The sequence below is a fragment of the Enterococcus sp. AZ194 genome (assembly GCF_051713825.1).
GTDB lineage: Bacteria > Bacillota > Bacilli > Lactobacillales > Enterococcaceae > Enterococcus_K.
Genome location: NZ_JBIOQR010000001.1, coordinates 76,482 through 99,473, shown reverse-complemented (window position 1 = coordinate 99,473; position 22,992 = coordinate 76,482). Strand labels below are relative to the sequence as shown.

Annotated in this window: 24 protein-coding genes and 1 pseudogene; 7 read left to right on the top strand and 18 right to left on the bottom strand. The window is 36.9% G+C overall.

All coding sequences use genetic code 11. The features are described from left to right. Positions 1 to 16: 16 nt before the first annotated feature. The 3 genes from IGI37_RS00635 to IGI37_RS00625 all read right to left on the bottom strand — a co-directional run bounded on the left by IGI37_RS00635 (position 17) and on the right by IGI37_RS00625 (position 2,186). Entirely contained in the window at positions 17 to 1,345 is a 1,329-nt protein-coding gene (locus IGI37_RS00635) for an ISL3 family transposase (protein ID WP_438759476.1), read from the bottom strand. A gap of 279 nt (positions 1,346 to 1,624) precedes the next feature. After that, positions 1,625 to 1,951, bottom strand: a complete 327-nt coding sequence (locus IGI37_RS00630; RefSeq protein WP_438759478.1) for a type II toxin-antitoxin system PemK/MazF family toxin — start codon at positions 1,949 to 1,951, stop codon at positions 1,625 to 1,627. A gap of 1 nt (position 1,952) precedes the next feature. Continuing rightward, positions 1,953 to 2,186 (bottom strand): AbrB/MazE/SpoVT family DNA-binding domain-containing protein, encoded by a 234-nt coding sequence (locus tag IGI37_RS00625; protein ID WP_438759477.1) that lies wholly within the window; start codon positions 2,184 to 2,186, stop codon positions 1,953 to 1,955. A 387-nt stretch (positions 2,187 to 2,573) separates the two neighbouring features. Here IGI37_RS00625 and IGI37_RS00620 point away from each other — a divergent pair, with 387 nt between their 5' ends. Continuing rightward, the gene (locus IGI37_RS00620; RefSeq protein ID WP_438759476.1) at positions 2,574 to 3,902 is read left to right on the top strand and encodes an ISL3 family transposase; all 1,329 of its coding nucleotides are present in this window, start codon (positions 2,574 to 2,576) and stop codon (positions 3,900 to 3,902) included. A 142-nt stretch (positions 3,903 to 4,044) separates the two neighbouring features. On the opposite strand, the gene IGI37_RS00615 is transcribed toward IGI37_RS00620, so the two are convergent. Continuing rightward, positions 4,045 to 4,536 (bottom strand): Dps family protein, encoded by a 492-nt coding sequence (locus tag IGI37_RS00615; protein WP_438759475.1) that lies wholly within the window; start codon positions 4,534 to 4,536, stop codon positions 4,045 to 4,047. Between the two features lie 221 nt (positions 4,537 to 4,757). Here IGI37_RS00615 and IGI37_RS00610 point away from each other — a divergent pair, with 221 nt between their 5' ends. Next, on the top strand, positions 4,758 to 5,444 hold the full coding sequence (locus IGI37_RS00610; protein WP_438759474.1) for a prepilin peptidase: 687 nt from the start codon (positions 4,758 to 4,760) through the stop codon (positions 5,442 to 5,444). 78 nt (positions 5,445 to 5,522) lie between these two features. Here IGI37_RS00610 and IGI37_RS00605 read toward each other — a convergent pair. Beyond that, positions 5,523 to 5,801 (bottom strand): annotated as a pseudogene (locus tag IGI37_RS00605) (peptide-methionine (S)-S-oxide reductase); the annotation flags it as partial. A 214-nt stretch (positions 5,802 to 6,015) separates the two neighbouring features. On the opposite strand from IGI37_RS00605, the gene IGI37_RS00600 reads away from it, so the two are divergent. The 5 genes from IGI37_RS00600 (at position 6,016) to IGI37_RS00580 (ending at position 8,439) form a co-directional block, all read left to right on the top strand. Continuing rightward, the gene (locus IGI37_RS00600; protein WP_438759473.1) at positions 6,016 to 6,228 is read left to right on the top strand and encodes a hypothetical protein; all 213 of its coding nucleotides are present in this window, start codon (positions 6,016 to 6,018) and stop codon (positions 6,226 to 6,228) included. A gap of 16 nt (positions 6,229 to 6,244) precedes the next feature. After that, entirely contained in the window at positions 6,245 to 6,529 is a 285-nt protein-coding gene (locus IGI37_RS00595) for a hypothetical protein (protein WP_438759472.1), read from the top strand. A gap of 392 nt (positions 6,530 to 6,921) precedes the next feature. Then, a complete protein-coding gene (locus IGI37_RS00590; RefSeq protein WP_438759471.1) occupies positions 6,922 to 7,299 on the top strand; it encodes a hypothetical protein in 378 nt (125 codons plus the stop codon). Positions 7,300 to 7,341: 42 nt separating this feature from the next. Beyond that, positions 7,342 to 7,827, top strand: coding sequence for a hypothetical protein (locus IGI37_RS00585; RefSeq protein ID WP_438759470.1), 486 nt, complete (start codon positions 7,342 to 7,344; stop codon positions 7,825 to 7,827). 12 nt (positions 7,828 to 7,839) lie between these two features. Next, positions 7,840 to 8,439: a helix-turn-helix transcriptional regulator gene (locus tag IGI37_RS00580; RefSeq protein WP_438759469.1), complete on the top strand. Its 600-nt coding sequence runs from the start codon at positions 7,840 to 7,842 to the stop codon at positions 8,437 to 8,439. Between the two features lie 223 nt (positions 8,440 to 8,662). On the opposite strand, the gene IGI37_RS00575 is transcribed toward IGI37_RS00580, so the two are convergent. From IGI37_RS00575 to IGI37_RS00515, 13 genes are all read right to left on the bottom strand, one after another. Beyond that, positions 8,663 to 9,658 carry an N-acetylmuramoyl-L-alanine amidase gene (locus IGI37_RS00575; protein ID WP_438759467.1) on the bottom strand — a complete coding sequence of 332 codons (996 nt, stop codon included), beginning with the start codon at positions 9,656 to 9,658 and terminating at the stop codon, positions 8,663 to 8,665. Continuing rightward, complete coding sequence (locus IGI37_RS00570) at positions 9,648 to 9,932, bottom strand: phage holin (RefSeq protein WP_438759466.1); 285 nt, start codon at positions 9,930 to 9,932, stop codon at positions 9,648 to 9,650. Before IGI37_RS00570 ends, IGI37_RS00575 begins: the two co-directional genes overlap by 11 nt. 18 nt (positions 9,933 to 9,950) lie before the next feature. After that, positions 9,951 to 10,256: a hypothetical protein gene (locus tag IGI37_RS00565; RefSeq protein WP_438759465.1), complete on the bottom strand. Its 306-nt coding sequence runs from the start codon at positions 10,254 to 10,256 to the stop codon at positions 9,951 to 9,953. Between the two features lie 65 nt (positions 10,257 to 10,321). Further along, positions 10,322 to 10,477, bottom strand: a complete 156-nt coding sequence (locus tag IGI37_RS00560) for an XkdX family protein (protein ID WP_438759464.1) — start codon at positions 10,475 to 10,477, stop codon at positions 10,322 to 10,324. Position 10,478: 1 nt separating this feature from the next. Then, positions 10,479 to 10,775 (bottom strand): hypothetical protein, encoded by a 297-nt coding sequence (locus IGI37_RS00555; RefSeq protein ID WP_438759463.1) that lies wholly within the window; start codon positions 10,773 to 10,775, stop codon positions 10,479 to 10,481. A gap of 20 nt (positions 10,776 to 10,795) precedes the next feature. Then, on the bottom strand, positions 10,796 to 12,991 hold the full coding sequence (locus IGI37_RS00550) for a BppU family phage baseplate upper protein (protein WP_438759462.1): 2,196 nt from the start codon (positions 12,989 to 12,991) through the stop codon (positions 10,796 to 10,798). Continuing rightward, positions 12,988 to 14,001 (bottom strand): hypothetical protein, encoded by a 1,014-nt coding sequence (locus IGI37_RS00545; RefSeq protein WP_438759461.1) that lies wholly within the window; start codon positions 13,999 to 14,001, stop codon positions 12,988 to 12,990. Before IGI37_RS00545 ends, IGI37_RS00550 begins: the two co-directional genes overlap by 4 nt. Positions 14,002 to 14,005: 4 nt before the next feature. Further along, a complete protein-coding gene (locus IGI37_RS00540; protein WP_438759460.1) occupies positions 14,006 to 15,028 on the bottom strand; it encodes a phage tail protein in 1,023 nt (340 codons plus the stop codon). An 8-nt stretch (positions 15,029 to 15,036) separates the two neighbouring features. Further along, positions 15,037 to 15,858, bottom strand: coding sequence for a phage tail domain-containing protein (locus IGI37_RS00535; RefSeq protein WP_438759459.1), 822 nt, complete (start codon positions 15,856 to 15,858; stop codon positions 15,037 to 15,039). A 3-nt stretch (positions 15,859 to 15,861) separates the two neighbouring features. After that, positions 15,862 to 20,829, bottom strand: a complete 4,968-nt coding sequence (locus IGI37_RS00530; RefSeq protein WP_438759457.1) for a phage tail tape measure protein — start codon at positions 20,827 to 20,829, stop codon at positions 15,862 to 15,864. Positions 20,830 to 21,021: 192 nt separating this feature from the next. Next, positions 21,022 to 21,372, bottom strand: coding sequence for a phage tail assembly chaperone G (gene gpG, locus IGI37_RS00525; protein ID WP_438759456.1), 351 nt, complete (start codon positions 21,370 to 21,372; stop codon positions 21,022 to 21,024). Between the two features lie 51 nt (positions 21,373 to 21,423). Further along, complete coding sequence (locus IGI37_RS00520) at positions 21,424 to 22,314, bottom strand: hypothetical protein (RefSeq protein ID WP_438759455.1); 891 nt, start codon at positions 22,312 to 22,314, stop codon at positions 21,424 to 21,426. Positions 22,315 to 22,377: 63 nt separating this feature from the next. After that, a complete protein-coding gene (locus tag IGI37_RS00515) occupies positions 22,378 to 22,974 on the bottom strand; it encodes a major tail protein (RefSeq protein ID WP_438759454.1) in 597 nt (198 codons plus the stop codon). Between the last annotated feature and the right edge of the window lie 18 nt (positions 22,975 to 22,992).

Genomic DNA, 22,992 nt, shown 5'->3' with positions numbered 1-22,992 from the left:
GTTCTCTTTTTGTTTTTTAAATGAGTTCACAGAGACCTTGTTGGACTAGAATCCGCAGGCGTAGATGGCGAAATGTTCGGAATCCAAAGGCAATACGTTTGATTACTTTGATTAGGTTGTTTTTTCCTTCTAGTTTCCCGTTAGAATAGCTGTACATCAAGGCATTACAAATGGCTTTTCGATGCTTTCGCAGGTAGAGAATGGCTTTCTTGAATCCTTTATTCAATTGCGCAGGAAGTTGGTCGATACAAGTAAAGAAGCCCTCATAATCCTTAGTTTCAAAGGTTTCTAAGAGTTCTTGATAAATTTCATAGCTTTCTCTGAGGTCAGAATCCACGGTTAGGAGATGGTCCAAAACCTCTGATTCTGTTACATATCTCTTTTGAAAGAGGGGAAACTGCTTGAGCGCACTGTAGTTGATATTTTTATGTTTCTTTAAAAGAGTCCGCCAATATTTTTTTAACTTGCGATAGTCCTTTTGGGCAAGGGCATCACTTTTTTTTAGTTGATTCATTGTTTGAATTCGTTGTTTATTAAAAGCTCTACTCAGTTGTTGAATCACATGAAATCGATCAATCGAAATTTTGGCGTAAGGAAATACATCTTTTACAAAGCTACTATAAGAAGCATTCATGTCCATGACAATATGGGTGACTTTCTTTCGTGCCTTTAGCGTAAAACGCTGAAAATACGCACGTAGCTTGAAGTTTCTTCGGTCGCTTAAAATGTCAAAAATTTGTCCTGTATCTGCGTCACTGACAATAAAACACATGGCTCCTTCACAATCTTTCGTTCCTTTAAACTCGTCAATCAATAAATGAGCTGGCAAGTAATGAGGGTTAAAACGGGGTTCTCTATGAAAAGAGTCTAGAACTCGTTCAACCGTTTTAAAAGAGACAAAATAGCGTTCGCCAATATCTTTCATTGAAATTTTCCGCTTCAAATCAATGGCAATAGCGAATTTCAATGGGTTCGAAATGTAACAATTTTCCTGAACATAGGTCGTCTGGGCAGAAAAAGTGGCGGTACATTGTTTACAACGGAAGCGCTGCTTAAATAACCGTAAGTAGGTAGGAACCTCTTGATACGGAATGAGCTGAATAAGACTCTCATAATACGCATGACGAATAATACAGTGTCCTTCATTGACAGAGCCGCAAGCAGGGCAACAAGAAGGTGTATAAGTAAGTACACCGGTAAAGACGTTGGATAGCTTGCCGGAGATCGTTTCTTTAGATAAGGGGTCCTCTACAAAGTAAAGGTTTGGATCTTTTATATTTAATAATTTTTTTATCAATTCACTTGTCTTTTCCTGTTTTTTTCTGTTAATCTTAGTTATAGGCATTTGGTTTCTCCTTCTATATTTTGTTTAGGCGACTTAATTATAGAGGAACCAAATGCTTTTTGTTATAAAAAAATTTGGAGTTCCTACTCATTTTTTGAGTAACAACACCAAATATTATAGAGCCATAAAAAGTCGCCCCAAAGAGTCTATTGTAGACTTTTGGAGGCGGCTTTTCGTTTATATTCACGTAACCTGTTGTCTTATCGTATGTTGCTACTTTAGAAAAGAGTAGCTTAATTTTTGTGATTAACGATAGACTAGCGTCTTTACATACTGCATTTAAATAAACATATTTAAAACTTCAACAATATCAATCCAAGTCAATAAATCACATTGCTCAATTTTTTCTACATTTCTAGTCATGTAATCAATAGATCGTAACTGATGTGTGACTACCTCTCCCCTAATCTCTTGGGGATCTTTTATCTCAATGTATGTTGCAAATTCTCTCTTGGTAGAAGTAATTGGACAAACTAGACAAAAACCTGTATGCTCATTAAATTCAGTCTTACTAACAACTAATGCAGGTCTTCTTTTTCGAATTTCTTTTCCCCTTGATGGATCAAAATCCATCCAGATAATATCTTTTTGTTTTGGAAAATACATACTAATTTTCCTTTCCTTCTCGCATCATTGAATCCCATTCAACATCCTCAGAAGAAATTGAACTTCTGAACCCTTTCCAGTTCTCTTCATTTTTAAAAATATCTTCTTTTTTTGGTTTTAATACATACGTATCTCCAACCTTCAAAATGGTAAAGGTCTCTCCTACTTCAGGCGATATATCTTTAGGGAAAATTGCCCCTACAGAATTCCCCATTTTTCTAGCAATCGTTTCCATAGCTCCCACTCCTCTTTCCACATTGTCAAACTAAGTATAACTCGATTTTACAAAACAATCAATTTAATTTTAGATGAACCTTTATCGTCATTAGTTACAAAAATTTTTCAGTTCGATACAGTGGGGCGTAACATTCATTGACGTATCCATCCTTCTTACTAACACATTAGCTTTGATACACAGAGTATATATTTTTTTGCTTTAATCTCTATCATGCCTTGAACCATTTGAAGTCATTAGCATTTTTATATCTCAAAAATAAAGGCTCTATAATATTTGGTGTTGTTACTCAAAAAATGAGTAGGAACTCCAAATTTTTTTATAACAAAAAGCATTTGGTTCCTCTATAATTAAGTCGCCTAAACAAAATATAGAAGGAGAAACCAAATGCCTATAACTAAGATTAACAGAAAAAAACAGGAAAAGACAAGTGAATTGATAAAAAAATTATTAAATATAAAAGATCCAAACCTTTACTTTGTAGAGGACCCCTTATCTAAAGAAACGATCTCCGGCAAGCTATCCAACGTCTTTACCGGTGTACTTACTTATACACCTTCTTGTTGCCCTGCTTGCGGCTCTGTCAATGAAGGACACTGTATTATTCGTCATGCGTATTATGAGAGTCTTATTCAGCTCATTCCGTATCAAGAGGTTCCTACCTACTTACGGTTATTTAAGCAGCGCTTCCGTTGTAAACAATGTACCGCCACTTTTTCTGCCCAGACGACCTATGTTCAGGAAAATTGTTACATTTCGAACCCATTGAAATTCGCTATTGCCATTGATTTGAAGCGGAAAATTTCAATGAAAGATATTGGCGAACGCTATTTTGTCTCTTTTAAAACGGTTGAACGAGTTCTAGACTCTTTTCATAGAGAACCCCGTTTTAACCCTCATTACTTGCCAGCTCATTTATTGATTGACGAGTTTAAAGGAACGAAAGATTGTGAAGGAGCCATGTGTTTTATTGTCAGTGACGCAGATACAGGACAAATTTTTGACATTTTAAGCGACCGAAGAAACTTCAAGCTACGTGCGTATTTTCAGCGTTTTACGCTAAAGGCACGAAAGAAAGTCACCCATATTGTCATGGACATGAATGCTTCTTATAGTAGCTTTGTAAAAGATGTATTTCCTTACGCCAAAATTTCGATTGATCGATTTCATGTGATTCAACAACTGAGTAGAGCTTTTAATAAACAACGAATTCAAACAATGAATCAACTAAAAAAAAGTGATGCCCTTGCCCAAAAGGACTATCGCAAGTTAAAAAAATATTGGCGGACTCTTTTAAAGAAACATAAAAATATCAACTACAGTGCGCTCAAGCAGTTTCCCCTCTTTCAAAAGAGATATGTAACAGAATCAGAGGTTTTGGACCATCTCCTAACCGTGGATTCTGACCTCAGAGAAAGCTATGAAATTTATCAAGAACTCTTAGAAACCTTTGAAACTAAGGATTATGAGGGCTTCTTTACTTGTATCGACCAACTTCCTGCGCAATTGAATAAAGGATTCAAGAAAGCCATTCTATACCTGCGAAAGCATCGAAAAGCCATTTGTAATGCCTTGATGTACAGCTATTCTAACGGGAAACTAGAAGGAAAAAACAACCTAATCAAAGTAATCAAACGTATTGCCTTTGGATTCCGAACATTTCGCCATCTACGCCTGCGGATTCTAGTCCAACAAGGTCTCTGTGAACTCATTTAAAAAACAAAAAGAGAACACCAAAAGTGTTCTCAATTCTGTGACTTATTTTTAAAACAACACCATTTGACAAAGTGCCAAAATAAAAAGTCGCCCCAAAGAGTCTATTGTAGACTTTTGGAGGCGACTTTTTTGTCAGCTATAACTAGTTACGGCTTTTCGCACGTGAATCTGCATCAATCCCAGGCGCTTTGCCTAATTTGGCTTGAAGCATCCAGATTTTCTTTTCGATATCTGTTTTGTTTGAAATAAAGATATCTTGTGTTGAATCGTCGCCTTCTTCACCAGAAGCTTCAATTCCTTTTTGGTACAAATCAGCTAAATAACGGTACCCTTCAACTAATTTTTCCATACGTTCAGGAATTGTGCGTTCCCAGTTCCCCACTTCGTCTTCAATTCCAGTGTGGTCAGCAAACTCTTGTAATGTAGAATATGGCGAGCCATCTAATGTGATTAGACGTTCTGAAACAACATCTAGTTGCTCATTGATTTCATCCATATATTCGTCCATTAGTGGATGTAGAGTTAAAAATTCTGGTCCTCTCATATACCAATGTGTTTGGTGAATAACTACTGAGAATTGGCTCAAGTCAGCAACTAATTGATTCAATACTTCTTTTGTTTGTTCAAATTTCATAAATGTCTCCTCCTATATATGATTAATTTCCTTACACTTAAAATCATAGTATGAAATCAAAAAAAAGTACACTATTTTCTCTTTTAGATTAGAATTATTCTAATTTAACTTTCGATTTCAGATTTTTTGACTATACAGCGTATAACATTGGCTATTTTAAAAAAAATTATCTTCAGTTAGCGTAGTTTCTTTTGAAGACCTTTGAAAGGAGCATTCATTCTATGATTATCTTTTTTATTACTGGCTGTTGTTTTGGTTCCTTTTTCTGTGTGGTTGCAGAGCGCCTCCCTATAAAGAAACCTTTTTTACTCGCTCGTTCAGAATGTGTCGCCTGTAAACACCCCTTAAACTATTGGGAGCTTATCCCAATCCTCTCTATTTTTCTTAAAAAGTTCCACTGCCAACACTGCCATCAACCGATTCCACTTATCTGTCTCTTTTCAGAAGTGATCTATGGTCTTTTATTTGTTTGGTTTTATTTCCAATCATGGAACAACACAACGTACTTCTTATTCATATGGCTAACAATGGCTTTTTTACTCTCACTGACAGATATTTTTTATTATTTAGTCGAACCTAAGATTTTTTACTCCCTCAGTCTCATCTTGTGGGGATATTGGCTTTATTTGGGGCGACCCTTTAATTATCTTTTACTTGCAACATTGCTTGTTCTTTACTTTGGCCTCCCCTTCCTCTTTGAAAAATTTGGCCACGGAGATTATTTACTACTGATTTCCTGGGGCGTTTTCTTACCCTCTATATCCTTTATCTATTGGTTGTTTTTCTCAAGCCTTTTTGGATTACTCGGCTATTTTTTCATTCACGTATTCATCAATAAAAAAATGACAGAATTACCCTTTGTTCCCTTTTTAAGTCTAGGACTTTGCTTCACACTTTGGCTTATTTGAAATAAAGACTCTGAATCATTAAACTAGATTACTCTTAATTTTGGCCATCTAGTTTAATGAGTAAAGATTGAGAGTTTATCATTCTTGCCAACTCTTACGGAGAAAAGCCGCTCTTCCTGAACCTTCGCGGTAGCGTTCATAGTGTTGTTTATTTTTCTTATAATATTCTTGATGATAATCCTCAGCTGGATAAAAGGGCTGTGCTTTTTCGATTTTTGTAACAATTGGTTGGGTGAATCGACCACTATTTTGAAGCTGTTTTTTTGATGCTTCAGCACTCTCTCTTTGTTCTTCCGTTGTATAAAAAATAACTGGACGATAGGATTCCCCTCTATCAGCAAACTGCCCGAATTCATCAAAATTAATCAAAAAAATCAAAATTAATCAACATGAAAAAGCCTTCAAATCAGTATTTTTTGACTTTTAAACACAAATGAAAATCATTCAGTAGTTAATATTTGGTATTCAAATGGTATTCATTTAATCCGTTTTTTCAAGCCAAATAGCTTTGCTTTCTGTTCTCTTGACAAAAGGGAACTAACGTTCGTATAATAACTATGAGGTGAGTAGTATGATGGAAGAATTTCTTAGAAAACATTCAGGAGATGAAGTTGCTGATTATTATAAAAATTCTGATGATAAAGTTAAAACTCAAATTGAGCTAGGCATTTTTTCGATTTTTGCAAAAGTAGAAAAAAATAATCCAATAAACATAGAAAAAGAAATAGTTACAAAAAATGGAAAGAATAAAGTTCGTTACATTATAGAAACTGACTTGAAATAATTTTAGGAGTGATTGGATGATTAACTTAATAGGAACTGTTGATAAGATACGAGTATTAAAGTTTACTGCACAGCCACTTGTCCGTTTTACATTAATGACCGATGACGGAAACATCAACTGTCTAATTAGTCTCCACTCCCTATCTTTTTTGGCTGATGTTGAGGATGGAATGCGAGTTTCAATCGTCGGCACATATAATAGAAGAAAACAGTTTGTAATCAGAAAATATTGTGTCATTGGCAAAACAAAAGTCATGTATGAATTTGAAAATAGTATCTACCCGAAAATAAAAGTAAATTAAAAAAGATATCACCTCTCTTTCGCGTATCTAGCTTAAAGGAGGTGATTTTAATATGGATTACAATTTTTACTGCATGTATGGTCACGTATTTAAAAAGGGCAACACGATTGTGCATGAAAACGAGTATCTGACAATCAGCTATCAGCCTGCAGACAGCAATCTTAAAGCTTGCTATCTCGGTCTTTGCAACGATTTAATGGACTTAGAAGCTGCGTCAATACGCCCGAAATATTTGAGAAACAGAATAATTAAGATTAAATAATGCTGTTAGACCACTTCGGTGGTCTTTTCATTTTCTGTTTACTTTATAAAACAAAAGAGTTTACTTTGTAAAACGAATATGCTATACTATGTATGTAATCAAATGAGAGAGAAACAAGGAGAGAACTAAAATGACTAAAAAAGAAATCTTTAAAACGGCTTGGATTATTGCCAAACATGGAGCAACTAAATTTGGAGGTTCTCCAAAAGAATATTTTTCAGAGTCATTAAAAATGGCATACAAGAGAGGAGATTTGAAAATCATATTTACTTTAGAGATTGCTAGTGGAAGCAGAAACCATAAAAGTTGGGTATCAAAAATTGAAGGAACAGACCCGAAATGGGGATTCAAAAGAAAATTTATTGATCCGACAGAACCTGGTATTTACGACTTAGAAGACGGTGTCTATAACTTCAAAGATGCTCCCATTTCTTATCAGCAATATTTGGTCGTAAAAAATGGTCAAGCAACAGAAATCGAAAAAGAAGAAGTTTTAGCTAATTTATAATCCTCGGCTTCTCTCTCTTAGACTAAATGGAGGTATACAAAAATGACAACTATCAACCTAATAGCAAAGGATTTACAAGGTATTATAAAAATCATAGCTTACGAAAATTTAAAAAATCACGAAGACGGAGTAATCCCGGCAATCAAAACAGAAGAAATCGAAAAAAGACTTCCTTGGATATTACAAGGAAAAGTAAATTCACCTCTACTAGACCTAGAATTAAATGAATCTGATAACTTAATGTGGTCAACTCAAAACGTTAACTTACGTTATTACTATGATTTGAAATTGAATGAACATCTATTAAAAGAACTTGTAGACGCACTCAATCAAATCATCACGAGCGAGAATGATAACCCAGCTTACGAAGACAAAAATGACCCATATTATTTTTCATTTGAAGAAGATGACGATAGAATTTTTAGTAAGAATTTTCTTGAAAACTTAGAAACAACCTTAAGAAAATTTGATTTAAATCACAACGAACAAGAAATTGCAGAATACACTGTCTCTGACAGTCAAAAATAAGGAGAGATTACAATGACAGAAATAAGCAACGTGGACGAATTAAATTATTATTTTTTATCACAAGCAGACCTTGAGATAGCTGGTACAGACTTAACATCAGCTATAATTGATGGGATTGGTGGAATCATACGTAAGTTACCTAAAAGACCTGGCAACAATGTTCCCGTTAGAGTAAAAGTTAGCTATAACCCTAAATTTCGGCTTGGGGATGAATATAAAATTTTAGAAAAATACAACTATAAAAATAGAGGAACTTACACAGTTAGTGAAAATTCTGAGGGAATGATGTTTGGTTCGCAGAAAGGACAAGGGGCTGGAGCCGTGGAACTTGAGTTTATTTTTAAGGATGATGATGCTGTTCAATTGATTCAGCGTCTCCATATTATCGCAAACAAAAGTGATTTACCTGAACCTTTTACACTAATATATGATAGAGATTTTTCGTCATTGATGAGCATGCAAGATGTTGCTCTTGAATTAGGTATATCAAAACAACACATCACCACCAACATATCAAGAGGGAAATTTCCAGAACCAGTCAAAAGAGTGGCTAGTGGCAACCTGTGGACAAGAGACCAGATTGAAAAATACAAAGAAGAAATGAGAAAATGATAAAAATCATTTACTTAAACAAAATACTGATGTAGAATTTAGTTGTCAAGTCCTAGTTTAGGACTTGTGGATTGAAATTATTACCTATCAGAACTTATCTAAAAACATTTTAGTCTAGCTCTTTTTAGAGCTAGTGGATTGAAATATGTATTCATAAATTTTTGTTTAATTGAAATAGCTAAAAAAGCCGATATCCCAAAAATGGATACCGGCTTTTAGTTTGCTATTTAACATCTTGTTCTAACACCCAAGAATTAATATCAGCCAACAAATACGCCCGCTTGCTAGCAGACTGGTTAACCGATTTAACTTGCTTAATCTTATAGCTCTTACCTCTGACAAAGCTAGCCATCTTTTGACCAGTCTGATAATTAGTGGCTGTGGACTTGATAGTTACGGTTTGTCCAACTTTTTTAGCCGGATATCCTCCACCGGTCGAGCCACTTTTTGCTAATTGGAGATCGTTAGGGTGCGCCCATCCCCATGACTCGACTAGGTATTTTTTCCCTTTGCCACTAGCGATTTTTTTGATTACACCAGTTTGACCACGTTTAGCGGTTGAGCGTCCTCTGCCATCAGAATCTTTGTACAAGGCATCAAACACTTTGACTGTATCGCCCACTTTCCCGTTGGTTAACGGTTTGGTATTTTTCCCTGGCGTATTGGGATTCGATGAGCTTCCTCCACTGTTATTGCTGCTACCACTTGACACACCATTTTCAACATCCATTTTAAACTGCGCTCGACTGATACCCCATTTTGCTAGATAAGGATAAGGGTCTACATGGTCTGTTTTATTGTTTGGTTGGTGAGTTCTACAGTAATCATGCGTATTGATTCCCATGTTTCCAGCATCCAACTTCTGAGGAATTTTAGCTTGTTTTGCCAGTTCTCTCAATAGCTCAATATACAAACGATAATCTCGTTCAAATTCAGCCTTTGTCTTATGCGATTCGATTAATTCAACTGCAGCGTACGCCCACTTGTTCCAATCTCCAGCCACATCCCAAGCACCGCGCCCTACCTCTGCAGTCTGGATTACTCTACCGTTGCCAACAACATGAGTAAAAAATCCATCATAGATGTTTTTGCGACCCATGTAATCAGCTTCATTTTGCGCTGTTGATTTTGGGTTTCCTGTGGAATGAGCATGTACTTGCCCGTAAGGCGGCACTCCAACTAAAGGAATGCCTTTTCTGATTTGTTTTTCAATCTTCATCTTTATCTTCCTCCTCGAAATCTTTCGACAAGGTAAACTCGTTATCCACTTCGTACGGATCAATACGAGGTTTATCGTTATCCTTGCTGAAATTGTTGCTTATGATGTTTAAAATTACACCGGCCAGTGTTGCAACTGCTGTTACTGTACCGACTGCAACGTCTGTTGGGAACCCATACAGACCGCCCATTGTTACTAAAAATGCCGTGATGGCTGGTACTCCGATTGTTAAAAACCGTTTTATAAAGTCATATTGCTTATTAGTTAATTTCATATCATGGTCTCACTCCTTTTATAATTTTTCTTCTAAGCGATCTAATCGCTTAAAAATATTCACAAAACGTTCCTCATGTGACGTTGAAAGTTTTGTAATTTCTAGTCTCAATTCGTCTATTTCATTATGAATAGCAACTCTATCACGTTGACTTTCAGCCATTTGATTAGTAAATGAATCAAGTGACCTATTTAAATCCCTAATCGATTGGTCTAAGTCTGCTATAACAAGCTTTTTAAACAAGTACATTAATAAAGCTAATAATGAGCTTCCCAATCCAAATAATGTTGCAACCTCACCCACTGACAATCCAAATATTGTCATTATCTCACCACCGACTTTAACCGACATAAAAAGAGACCTGTCTAAGACAAGTCTCTCAAAGTAATTTATTTTGCTTTTTTGCTAGTTGGCTTAATCCCAACACCTAAAATCTCATTCATTTGCTTTTTTGTGATTGCTTCAAAATCTACGTACATTTGTAAGTCGTCTTCTGTCGCCCAACCTTCTAAATACGCATATTTGATTGATTCGAAATCAAACATATTATTCACCAGCTTTCGTTAAATCATTAATTTGTTTTTGCATTTTCATTTGTCCCAACGACAATTGGACTGCGGTTTTCCCTAATTTTTCTTGCGCTTCTTTTTGAGCGTTTAGTTCATCTTTTAGAATTTGTGGCGTTAAATCAACCCATTCATTTTGTCCAAAATCAAAGGATGGCTGCAAGAAGTCTTCCGGAATTGGTTTATCCGTGTAAGGTACCTCTACTGGGAAATCGTCCACCGTTTCAAATGGTCCTACGTATTCTGTTGATGAAATAACTTTGTATACTTGTTTCATGTTTGTTCCCCCTATTTGTTTTAATTGCTATATAATTCGTCTCCAGCAAACCACGCCAACTTAATTGGATACCAATGCGTGTTTGAATAGTCCAACTGAACACCTGAACCATTAAAGTAGCGATCAATTACAATCGTTCCGTCTCCTAAAGGTCTTGCATAAAAGCGATTATTTCCTGAACCTTGCTGTAGCTCACCTGTGGTTAATCCTTGAGCCGGCCAGTAACTAGACGGAATCCCTTTGATTACAGTGACAGATGCACCAGTATTAGTAATTGAAGTTGTTGGTTGAATTACAGCACTCACCATTACAAGTCCATTACGCTTTCTTATTCGAGGTCTGTTGTTTGTGTTATCTCCATAATTTTTCCAACCAGTACCTAGTGCCAAATTTAACCAACCTGTGTCCGATATCATGTTTTTACCACTATACTGTGGTATACTACTAAAGTTTTTAGTTCCAGTAATCGTCTGATTACCGGTTAACTTAACAACGGTTTGCATCAATGCTGCTATTTCATTGCTATGTGGTAAATACAACCACTGGTCCCATGTATTTGAGACTTCTCCAGCGCCTCGGAAATACATTTTTGAGTTAGCAAAAGCTCCAGTATAAGCTTTTGGGTAGCAGTATTGAACTATGCGGTTTACATTGTACTTTATCGTAACGATTACAGAATAATCTTGTGGATACCCGCTTACAGAAGCCGCTCCACCATCAAAGATGGTTATCCCATCAGCATAGGAAGATGGTGGGTCACTTACGGGTTTCATATTAATTAATGGAATTGGAATCTTATTTAATTTATCTGCAAGTACTTTCCCCGCGTTTGCTGATAACGCACTCAATGTATCAGTTGAACCATTTGTATTCAAAACTTTAACAATACCTGGTTGTGTAGCCGTAGCAACTTGAGTTTGTGGCACATAAAATTGTGTCATATTTATCTTATACGAGTGGTTAAATTGTATTGCATCAACGATAATTTCTGGATTATAACTAACAGTACTAGTAGCTGTCCATAATAAAAAATATATTTTTCCATTATCTTGAATTGCTGATGCTGGTGTACCCAGCCTTAAATAAGCAATATTATCAGTACTATTAACAACCATTGAGTTTGCATCCCACTCACTACCCGTCCAATATCGTAAACGTAGTAAGTTTTGTCCACTCGGCATACCGTTTCCTCGTCCCCAAACTTCAATAGCCAGTTGATTCGCATTATTTCTAACCCACCTAGCTTTTTCAGCTGTTGTCGTGATTCCCTGCCTACTAAAAATATATGGGTACTCTCTTTCTAATTGACTGACTAAATCAAAAGCTGCTAACATTTGAGGAATTTGATTTGCCACTCCTTTGGTAGCAGATTGTATTGCAAATTTCCCATCAATTGATAACGTATTTGCGTAGGATCCTTCTCCTGTATCAACCCAACCAGAAGCGCTTGGATTCCTCAAGCTAGTTCCAATGCCATACCTATATAAGCAATGTGGATTTTCTACAAAAGAACCAACCTTTTTATTAATATAGTTATAAACACGATGGACTTGTAAAAATGTTGTTACAGTATTGATTATTCTGTCATCAGTTTCTTTTTTTGTATATAAACTTTTTTCAGTTATTTGCTTTTGAATTGCATCCATTTGATTTTTAGAGGACGTTTCAAAATTGTTTAGCTTGCTTTGCATTGTATTAATCTGCTTATTAAAATTAACCTCTGTTGCTATAATTTTAGCTAGCGCATCTTTAATCTTTTGGTCAATTTCATCAAATCCGGCATAGTAATAATCTTGCAGTTCGGGAACGATATCATCGATGGGACTACGTTTGATTGCAAACGTAAAACGTCCAGCTGTATCCATATGTTGCTCGTTAGGCAAATCTACATAAATGCTACCGTTCACAATGCCTTGATATCCCATAATATTAGTTGGTAAGATTATAGACACAATGCCCTCTACTTTATCCTCAATCGTTGCATTGTAAACGTGTCTACCAATTCCATCAGCTGCTGTTTTTGAATCAAACAACAAACAAATAGGTACGATTGTTCCCTCAGTTAATGGGAAAATTGCACCTTCTTTTTTTAGTTTGAATTTTAAGCGAGCAACGCCTTTATCGTGTGACCAAAACACGACATTTGTGTTAATGACATTGGTTGCAGTTGCTTCAATTTCGATAAGTTGGTTATTTGTTTTATATGTCTTATTCATCCGCCTAGCACCTGCCCACCATTTTTTTCTTGCTTGAGAGTAGTAGCGAATAGCGGTGAACTCGAATATAATCTAACCACACTTGCGTCACCGATGTAGCCTATTGAATTTCCAGAGCCTTTAACAGATACAATCACATGTGACGCAAATCTTGCATTGACACAAATATTTTGATTGTTAAACGTAGTTCCAGAACCAATAGAAATTGCTGTGTTACCACTCGAATATACCGCACTAAACCCACTGATTGATTTCGTGTTTTCCGAAAAACTGCAACTTTGGATTGATACATATCCGGATAGGTCACAGTTTACTGATTTACCCGCTGAATTTTTAGTATCTACAAATGTGAGACCTGTCAAGTTTACATAAGTCGGTGTATTGAGGACTTCAAACGATCTTACGTAACAGCCCGTATCCGTTGCACCCATTGTTTCCACATAGTTTGTGGAGCGGATAAAAATTCTTCCAGCTTGAATTGAGTCAATAATGACGTCTTCCAAATAACTACCAGGTTCTAGCCAGAAATAATAGATGTTTGATGATATCATTGGCAAACTATTTACCGCCGATTGAATTGTTTTAAATGGTTTAGCAGCTGTCCCTGTCGCAGTCGTATCATTTCCAATTTTCGAACTAATAAATATATCAATAGTCTGTGATGTTCCTCCGAATAAACTCTGTATCACTTTATTCAGTTGACTAATTTCTTCTTTTTGTTTCAAATAATTTTCAGTTAAGACTTTAATCTCTAGCGCCGTTAATTTTTCTCCAGCGACTAACCTTGAGTGTAATGTTGCAAAACTTTGGCCAGCACTGTTAACACGAGCGTCTACGACCTCATTAGGCGACGCTCCACCACTCTGTAATACTAAGTTATCGATACGCTTGTTTGTTGCGCTATCACGTCTCTCAGCATCGGCTGGAAGCCCATTGACCTTGTCGATTAGTTTATCAAACAGCTTTTTAAATTCTAAATCAATTCTGTTTGACGTCCATTTTGGTAACATGTCATCACCCTTTCTTTAATAATTGTTTGATGATGCTTGTCATCGTCTTTTTTGTATTGCTAAAAACTATTTCTGGTGGCTTATTTGGAATCATTGGATAGTCCGTTATCCCAACTACTTGAATCCACATATTTATATTAAGTGGCTCGTACACAAACGTTACATAGTCCCCTTTGTTCAAATCCACCGACCACTTTAAAGTAGTACTACCTGAAACATTTGGGTAATCTTGTAGCTCTCGCTTTAATCGAGCGAGCATATTCCCACTATTTGTATATCGGTCATCCTCTACTGGGTCTTGTATTCTCACCCCCCAAACAGTTGCTTGAGTAGACGTATACGTGATTGGATTAAAGTAGTACCCTCCGCCAGCTGACTCATCTTTTTGTTTTCCGAACCCTCTAATTTGAGTTTTTAAGTCAAACGTATCGATGTCAAAATTAACATTGTCAGTGTTATATCTGTATCGAATTTGTTCGTTTGTTTTCTGTCCGTAATCTGCTGAAGGATAAAAGGTTAAACGTTTGTTGTTAGGAATAACTACTGCGTCATAATCATCTAAGACTTCTTCAATCAATTTCAGATAGTTATCTTTCCCAAAGTTTTCTTGTTCGACTTTTAAGAAGCGATTGTTTGGGTCAATAATCTCGTAAGAAAAGCCTCTTGTACCACTTGCAAATATATGTTGCAGACACTGTGTGATACTCAGAGTTCCTGTTTTTTCTGAGTATTGGCGTCCATCTTTGATTGTGTAATATATGTGAATGGCCACCACTTCTTTAAACTGCTGTTTACCGACTGCATAACTCTTCAGCTGCTTAATTACATACTGTTGCCCTTCCCAAATAACGATTGACTCGTAGTCAACAAGGTCAAATACAACGCTGTTTCCATCAGTTCTCATCACTTTAAAATTGACTTCCCACGTCTCATTTTTCTGCCAATTAACAGTAAAAGAATCCTTATCAACGTCGACAAGGATTTCTTCTTTGGTTTCTTCAAAATTCCGAATAATTAAATCGCCCATTTATGCACCTACTTATACAAGAAACGAAAATCAAAACTAACTTTCATTCGAGAGATGTTTTGAATTTCGATTTCATTTTTGCCGGGAACTAGCGATATCAAGCCGTGATTAGTCTCAATTCCGCAATGTACACCATTTTTCTTTGGATATACTCCCTCAATCGTTAAGGCTTCCCCTTTATCGCTGTATATGGAACCATTGTAAATGAATCGCTCACCTGTTGTTTTATTGAAAAGAGTACATTTACCGTCACTCATGCCTTCTACCTTAATAATTAGGTCTTGTTCACGGGGATCAATAGTAAAGTCACCTGCATTATAAACAATAAATTTATTTTGATTAAACGTGTACTCATAGTCATCCGCAAGAATTCCTTGCGAAAACTGCCACTCATTGTCTAAGCTATAATTGCTTAGCGTTGTTGAAACAGCTTCTGAATGACCTTCAAATACTAAAAATTCAGCTTTATAACGTGTGTAACTGCTATACTCGTCTTCTCGCTCTAGCGACACTGGATTGACCTTGAATCGTTTACCGGGTGATTTGCTATGAATTAGATAGTATGGGGTGCCGATAAAAATCAAACTATATAGCTCCGTTTCAATCAATTCAGCATCCTTGTCATTATTAAAAAATACATCCAAATCAAGAAATAAACTAAATGGTTTAAACGATGCATTAGACTCTCTACTTCCATTTGACCCGCTAAATTCCGTATACTCCACCTCGTACTGAGGGTAGCCACGACTTATATTTGCACAAACGATTTTTAACTGTTCCTGTGGATCAATGACTACATCATTTTGAATAAATCTTAAATCATAAAACATTTGCTACCCCCTCATAGACATAAGTCTTGATAATTTATCACCAAACATGGAATCTTGTAGCTTATTTAAAGTGTTTCCATCAAGCTCAATATTGGGATTTTTTTGAAGAATCATTCTTAAAACTGACATCATATCTTTATGCTGAGATTGGATGACGCCTATCAACTCTTTTTGGTTGATATTAACATTCAAATTTTGCTTATTATTTGAACTGCTGTTGAAAAATTCCATCTGTTTAATTATTTGAGCATTTTGTGGTATGCCCACGCCTTCAGCATATTTAGGTACAAGTCGTTTAGTCATTGACGCTTTAATTACCTTAGAACCTTTAGGTAAATCGGGTAGAAACACATCTCTACCATCTGGAATGAATGGAACGCCACCTTTAGGAATAACTAATTCTTTGTAAGTTGAACCTTTTTGGTCATTGACAATAGCCGGGCCACCTATATGGAAGTTTGTACCTTTTTCCAGCCCTAAAAGCTTTCCTATACCTGCACCAAAATCAGCTACTACACTTAGTGTTTTTTGGATGAATGATGGCTTAGAGTCAAAATCACCAACCGCTTTTGTAGCTTCACTTGCAGGACCACTAGCATTATCGACAGCAGCTAAATATTTAGTATCCGGATTGTTTCTCCGATAAATATCTAGCATAGTCCCCCCTTGAGTTGTAGCATTAATCACGCTACTTGCATTTCCGTTCATCATTTTCGTAGGAACTTGCTTATTATTAAACGTATTAATCGAATCGATTCCACTTTTACTTTCATTATTTATATCTGCAGAGTTACCTGTAAAGAGCTTTTCTTGTATATTTTTACCAGTATAATTATCAATGGCTGTTTCACCATCTTGTGCTGCTTTCTTTACATCAGTCGCGTCCCCAAGAAAATACTTCAAATCCTCTTGTATTGCATTATATTCTGCAAGTGATAAAGTACCATCATCTAACTTAGCCATCACATCTTCATTGTTAGCAAACATCTGCTTGACTTCAACAGGCATATTCTCCCAAGCAGTCAAAGCTTCTGTTGAGGCATAAATCTTATTCGCTAAATCTTCGTTATTTACTGTAATATTTTTTTCCAATATCGATTTACGGTCCCACCACTCAAGTTCTTTGCCAGACGATAGAATTTTATCAAGCACATCTTGATTATCCATTAACAACGTCTTATCTTCTACTGAAAGATAATCCCACCTAGCTAGTGTGTCTCGAGATTCAAATACCTTCGTATAAACATCTTCATTATTAATTAGAAGCCTCTTGCTCGCATCATCTTGCGAATTCCATCGTTCAAGTTCAATGTCCGAGTTCGTAATTTTTTCTAATAGATCAGAGTTATCAGCAAGTAGTTTCTTTTCCATATCAGGCAAGCTATTCCATCTAGCAAAATTCTTTTCGGATGTAAAGATTTTATCCAAAACATCTTGATTATCTGCTAGTAGATATCTTGTATCGCTTGGTAAATCATTCCATGCCTTCATTTTGTCTTTTGATTCATTCAACGAGTTCAAAAATTTATAATTATCTGCTTTTAAATCTTTAATTGTGGGTTGATATTCATCCCACAGACCTAAATTAAACATAGTTTCAGCCATTTTTTCAGGAGTATTAGAATAAAGTATGGCTTTCTTTTCTTCAAATTTCATTTCATCCCATTTTCCACCATCTCTTAAAGCTTTAAAGGTGTTTTGAGAAAACTCGTCTTTTAGCACAGCTTGTTTATCTTCCCAAGCCATCCCGTCCCAACGACCGTTCGCAATGGCCGCTTCTCCGATGATAAGTTTAGCATTTGAATCAAGATTGGCATCGTGTAAAACAACTCTCATTCTGTTCCACGTATCAATATCTTTTGTTCCGTCTTTGACAATTTGAGCTGCGTTTGTTTTTACATTTCCTTCTTTATCAATGAGCTCTAACCCATTCCAAATTTTACCAGCTTGAGTTGCTTGGTCAGCAGTCCAAGATAGTTGAGTAGCATTTTTTTGTGCATTTTCTGCTAATTCATTTGACATATCTTGCGCAGAACGTAAGATTTCTTCATTTGATTCCTTTACATATTTACCAGCTTCACCCATACTTGATGCCATTTGTCCTGTTGCAAAAGACATCTCCGATGCAATCTCAGGATATTTATTTTTAATCAATAGTAATTGAGCTTCAATAGCGTCTGTTGATCTATCTTTTGCTTGTTCATAAAGCTTAACTAATTGCTCGCCTTCTTCGGTGTGTAGCAACCCTTTATCATCTAAGTATTTCTTGTAATCCTCTAAACCTTGTGTGTACTGATTAAGCGTTTTTTGTCTTTGTTTACTAAGTGTTTGAGCCATTTTTGTGGCCTGTTCTTTAGTTGAGCTTTCAATATCTCCGTTTAAAGCTTGAGAAACTTCTTTTCGTTGATCAGCATCTTTAATCGTAATTTTTAGATATTCATCAGTACTTTGACGCATTAAGTCCGCAATCATCTTTGTACCTTGGGCAGTTATTTGACCATCAGCATCCACATATTTCTTTTTGATATCTAATATATCTGCATTATTTTTTTGAACAATCTCAAGTGCTTTCTCTCTTACTTCATTAGCAGTTTCAATAATTTCGCTACCTGGTCCACGAATTTCTTCGGGAAGCATATCTAAAGATTCTTTAAAAGCGGAAATTTGTGAAGTTAAAGATGTTTCAATTGTTTGACCAATTCTTTCAAAATTCGCCACAATTTTTTCTGTATTTCCAGAAAATCCTTGTTCCATTAAACCAAATTCCCCTGAAGCAGTTTGCGTGTTGTCTTGAATATGGGTGAGTGTTTCATCAGTTACTTTACCAACATCCGTACCCCAACGTTCTACACGTTGACTTGAATTCCAAGCTTCTTCACCAAATAACTTCCAAGCCCCGTAGCCGACTGCCAAAGCCCCGCCGACACCAACTATACCTAATATAGCTGGACCCAGTGGACCTAATGTTGCAGCCATAGCACCCAGACCACTTGAACCTGCAGCCGAACTCGCCGCTCCACCAAATAAGCCGAACTTTCCAACCCCGTCACCAAGAGCTTTTGATAGTGTTCCAACCTCAATAGAACCATCAGCTAACTGCTTAGTAAACTCCCCAACAGCCTTCTTTTTAGCAATTTGAGCTGACATCTCAACAAAGGATTTTCCAAGACCACCGATCCCAGATGACATTTTACCAACAACAGATAAAACTGGTCCAGCTGCCATTGCAAATGCACCTAGTTTTATAATCATTTGTTGCGTCTTAGGATCAGCATCACTAAACTTCTTGACTAAATCACCTAACGATTTGATTAAAGGTTTCGCAGATTCTAGCCCATCTCTCAATGCATCGACAAATGGTCCGCCTAATTCTATCGCGGCATCAACTGCTTCGTTTTTAAGCATTTTTAACTTAGATTCAGTTGTTTCATAGCGTTTGCCTGCTTCGTCTGTTAATGCGGTATTTTTCTTAAATGCGTCATTCCCCGTCTTCACAGCATCCGAAAAGACGCCACTTGCTCCTGCCGCACGCAACAAGCTGTCTCGTAAACGAACCTCAGTAATGTCCATATCGTCTAAAACTTTGATTGCTGATGTTCCTTTATCTTCTGCATGAGACAAGCCTTCAACAAATTTCATAATGGCGCCAGAAGGGTCAGATTTAAACATTTTTGAAAATTGATCGCCAGTCATACCAGCGACATCAGAAAAGTTTTCCAACGAAGTCTTAGATTTATCAGCTTCTTTATACCACTTTCTTAATGACGTACTGTTAGTCCCTAATGCTTCAGCCATTCCTTTAAGTGTTTTCCCACCTTTTCCAACAGCATTTGAAACGTCGCCAATTGTGTATCCAGCGGCATTTGCTCGTTCTTCAAGCTCAGAAAATGCACCAGTCCCTTTTTCAACGGCTAACTGCATTTGAACCATGACTTTTGAAAAAGCTGACCCACCAGCTTCAGCTTCTACGCCTACAGAACTTAAAGCAGCCGCAAAGCCAACGATGTCACCCTCAGACATACCAATTTGTTTACCTGCACCAGCTAAACGTAATGCCATAGCCGATATTTCTGATTCAGTAGTCGCGAAATTGTTACCTAAATCAACAATCGCAGAACCCAAATTACTGAACTTATCATGAGACATACCTGTGATATTAGCAAAACGAGCCAACTCAGTTGCCGCCGTATTAGCTGACAAATTGGTTGACTCGCCCATATCAATCATAACTTTCGTAAAATCTACAACATCATCTGTTGCAATGCCTAATTGTCCGCCGGCTTCAGCAACTGCCGCAATTTCCTTGTGCGTGCTTGGTAGCTCTTTAGCTAGTCCACGTAAGCCATCCTCTAAATCTTTATAAGAGTAAACAACTTTTCCTGTAGAATCGACAACCTCATCATTAGTCTTCTTTACCCCAGCAAAATCACTTTCCCACGAAATCGCCGCTGTGGTTACTGCTGTAGCAACTGCGGCAAGTGGAAGAGTCACGCCTTTAGTTAAAAAAGAACCAGCTGACTGGGCTTTCCCACCAAATGCAATTAAACCATCACTTGCCTTATTAATTGCGCCTGTAGCACCGGTAGTTTTAATTCTCAGTTCTGCAAGTTCACCAACTGTATTTTTTAACTGTGTTTGATAACTGGCCAGTTTACCATTAGCGTCCTGTAATTGTGAGGCTAGCCTTTTAGTCGATTCGGTAGCTTTACCATTAACAAAAGACTCTTCATAGGCTTTTTTAAGACTGGCTACTTGTTTTTCTTGCGCACCAATTACTTTAGTGAGACCATCGTACTTACTGCCAAGCTTACTCATCTTATCGCCAGCCATGTCAGCTATTTTCATGTTTGCCGACATTTCTTTTGCTAAATAGCTAACTTGTTTTTTAGAATTAGCTACGCCTCGACCGAAATCAGCGTCATCTAATCCCAATTTAATGACCATATTACCTAACGGTGTTGCTCCTGCCAAATTACCCGCCTCCTTTTACTAAATCGCTTAATGGTCTTACAACTTTTTTCTTTTTCTTCGGTGTTTTTGTAAACATAATTTCATACAGATAACTTATATCCGTATCAAGCACATCATTGATTGACCAATTTGGATAATGCTCAAGAATTGTCTTAACTAAATCCAATTGCAATTTATGATGCTCAGCAGCTGTTATTGCTTTTTTGTTTCGTTTGGGGCTGAATCGTCATCAAATTTTTCTTTGTATCCTAAAACTCGATACATAATGATGTCAGAAATCTTTTTAGGCGCTTCTGATGCATCTAAGCCATCTAAAATTGCGTCTACCGTTACATCCTCATCGTCAAAAATACTCGCGACAAAGCGGACACGGTACTCATCAAGCTCAAATTGTTTAGGCTGAATCTCCGTTCCAAACTTATCCTTTCCCCACAGCTCAGATTCTCCCTTGGTATAATCCAAAGCTTTGCGGTATGGGATATGGTCTTGTACAAACGTTTTTTTCTTTCCCTTAATCATTAAGTCTAATCTTGCTTCGCTCATTTATATTTCCTCCAATAATTGAATTAAAAGGCTAGTCCGAAGACTAACCTTTTACCATGTATCTAACTTGGTCCTTGTCCATTTACTATCTGCCACACAGATATATAGATAATCTGCATCCCAACAAATCATACCTTTTTCGCCATACGCTGTTGCACTAGCTGGTGTCTTTGTATTACGCAGACGAATAGCATCACTAACAATATCAAGTGCTCTCGTTGGGCTTCTGGTTCCTAGACCGATGTTGCCATTAGATCGTTTTACAAAAACAGCTGTATCAACTGGCGTTCCATCGTCTTTGTAGCGCACAATTTCTAAATCAGAACCTGCATTGTTTCCTGTTTCGTCAGTACTATTCGCTCGTACTGTCCAACGTTTAGAGTACATTTTATCCGGAATAATACGCCCATTCTCGTCAAGGCAGCCTAATTTTTTGTTGGCTGTAGCAAACGTAAAATCTCGATTTGATGCTTTAGCGCCAGCAACTCTACTGATACCATTGACAGTAAAATTAGAACTCCAGGTTTGAATTTCACAAATATCTGTGTCAAATGGAAACTCCATACGTGTGTGAATCTGTCCAGTTCCGTCGTTTTTAGTTGTTTCAATTGACAGATGAACATGGTCAGCTTGTCCAGCGTCGTTAGCCTTGTAATGGCTGATAATCGCTGTCTTATCTGCACCTGTCTCATCAGTCCAAACCAAAGCTGGTTTAGCTCTATCTGCAGTCCACTGCAATCGAATCATATCCGATAAGTGACCTTCTCCGACTTGCCATTTTTGATCTGTTGCTAAATGCAGACGATTGTTCGTTAGTTTTAAACCACCACCTGGCAATTCAGACTCACCGAATAACAGTAACGCATCAATTAACTTTGCAAAATTCTCTGATGTTAATTCTTCCTCTGAACCAAATAGTTTTTTTAAATCCGCTTTTGTCACTTAATCACCACCCCATCATCAATCTTCATTCCTTTATCAAGCACCCCAATCTTACGGGGTGGCTTAGGGTGTAACCAACGGTGTACCTAAAACAACGCCTTTTAATTCATCAACAGCTTCTTTTCCAATTGCACGGAGGACATGCAAGTTTTCTGTTTTTTCGCCGATTGTAATTGAGCGAGAAATAGCAGAATATACATACTCGCCAGGTTCCGGCTTAAAGTCTTCATCTGTCGTAGTTGCTAACGAATGACCATCTTTTGTGAATGACCCGCACGTCATAGCAAATGCAACTGGTGTACCGTACAAATCCTCTGCTTCAACAATCGCGGCCACAAATGGTGGCTCAGTGTTTTCCCCCATTCCGACAATTCCTTCAGCCATAGCAAGATACCCAAGTAGCTCATCCTCCACTTTAGATGGCAAGTCTAGGATTCCGAAGTTTGCAGCTACTGAACCTACGCCTTTTCGAACAATAAAGTATTCAATATTTGATCCAAATACTTTTACTGGCTCTTTTGATAGCCCAGTTAAATCAAAGCTTGATGTAGCCCCTTCTTTTGGCACACCTTTAATTTCGTGAATTTCCGCTGTTGTATCTGGCTGTTTCTTTGCATCTAGTTTCCTTACTGACATTTTTGCAAATCCATAAGTTTCCATTTATAAAATTCCTCCTAA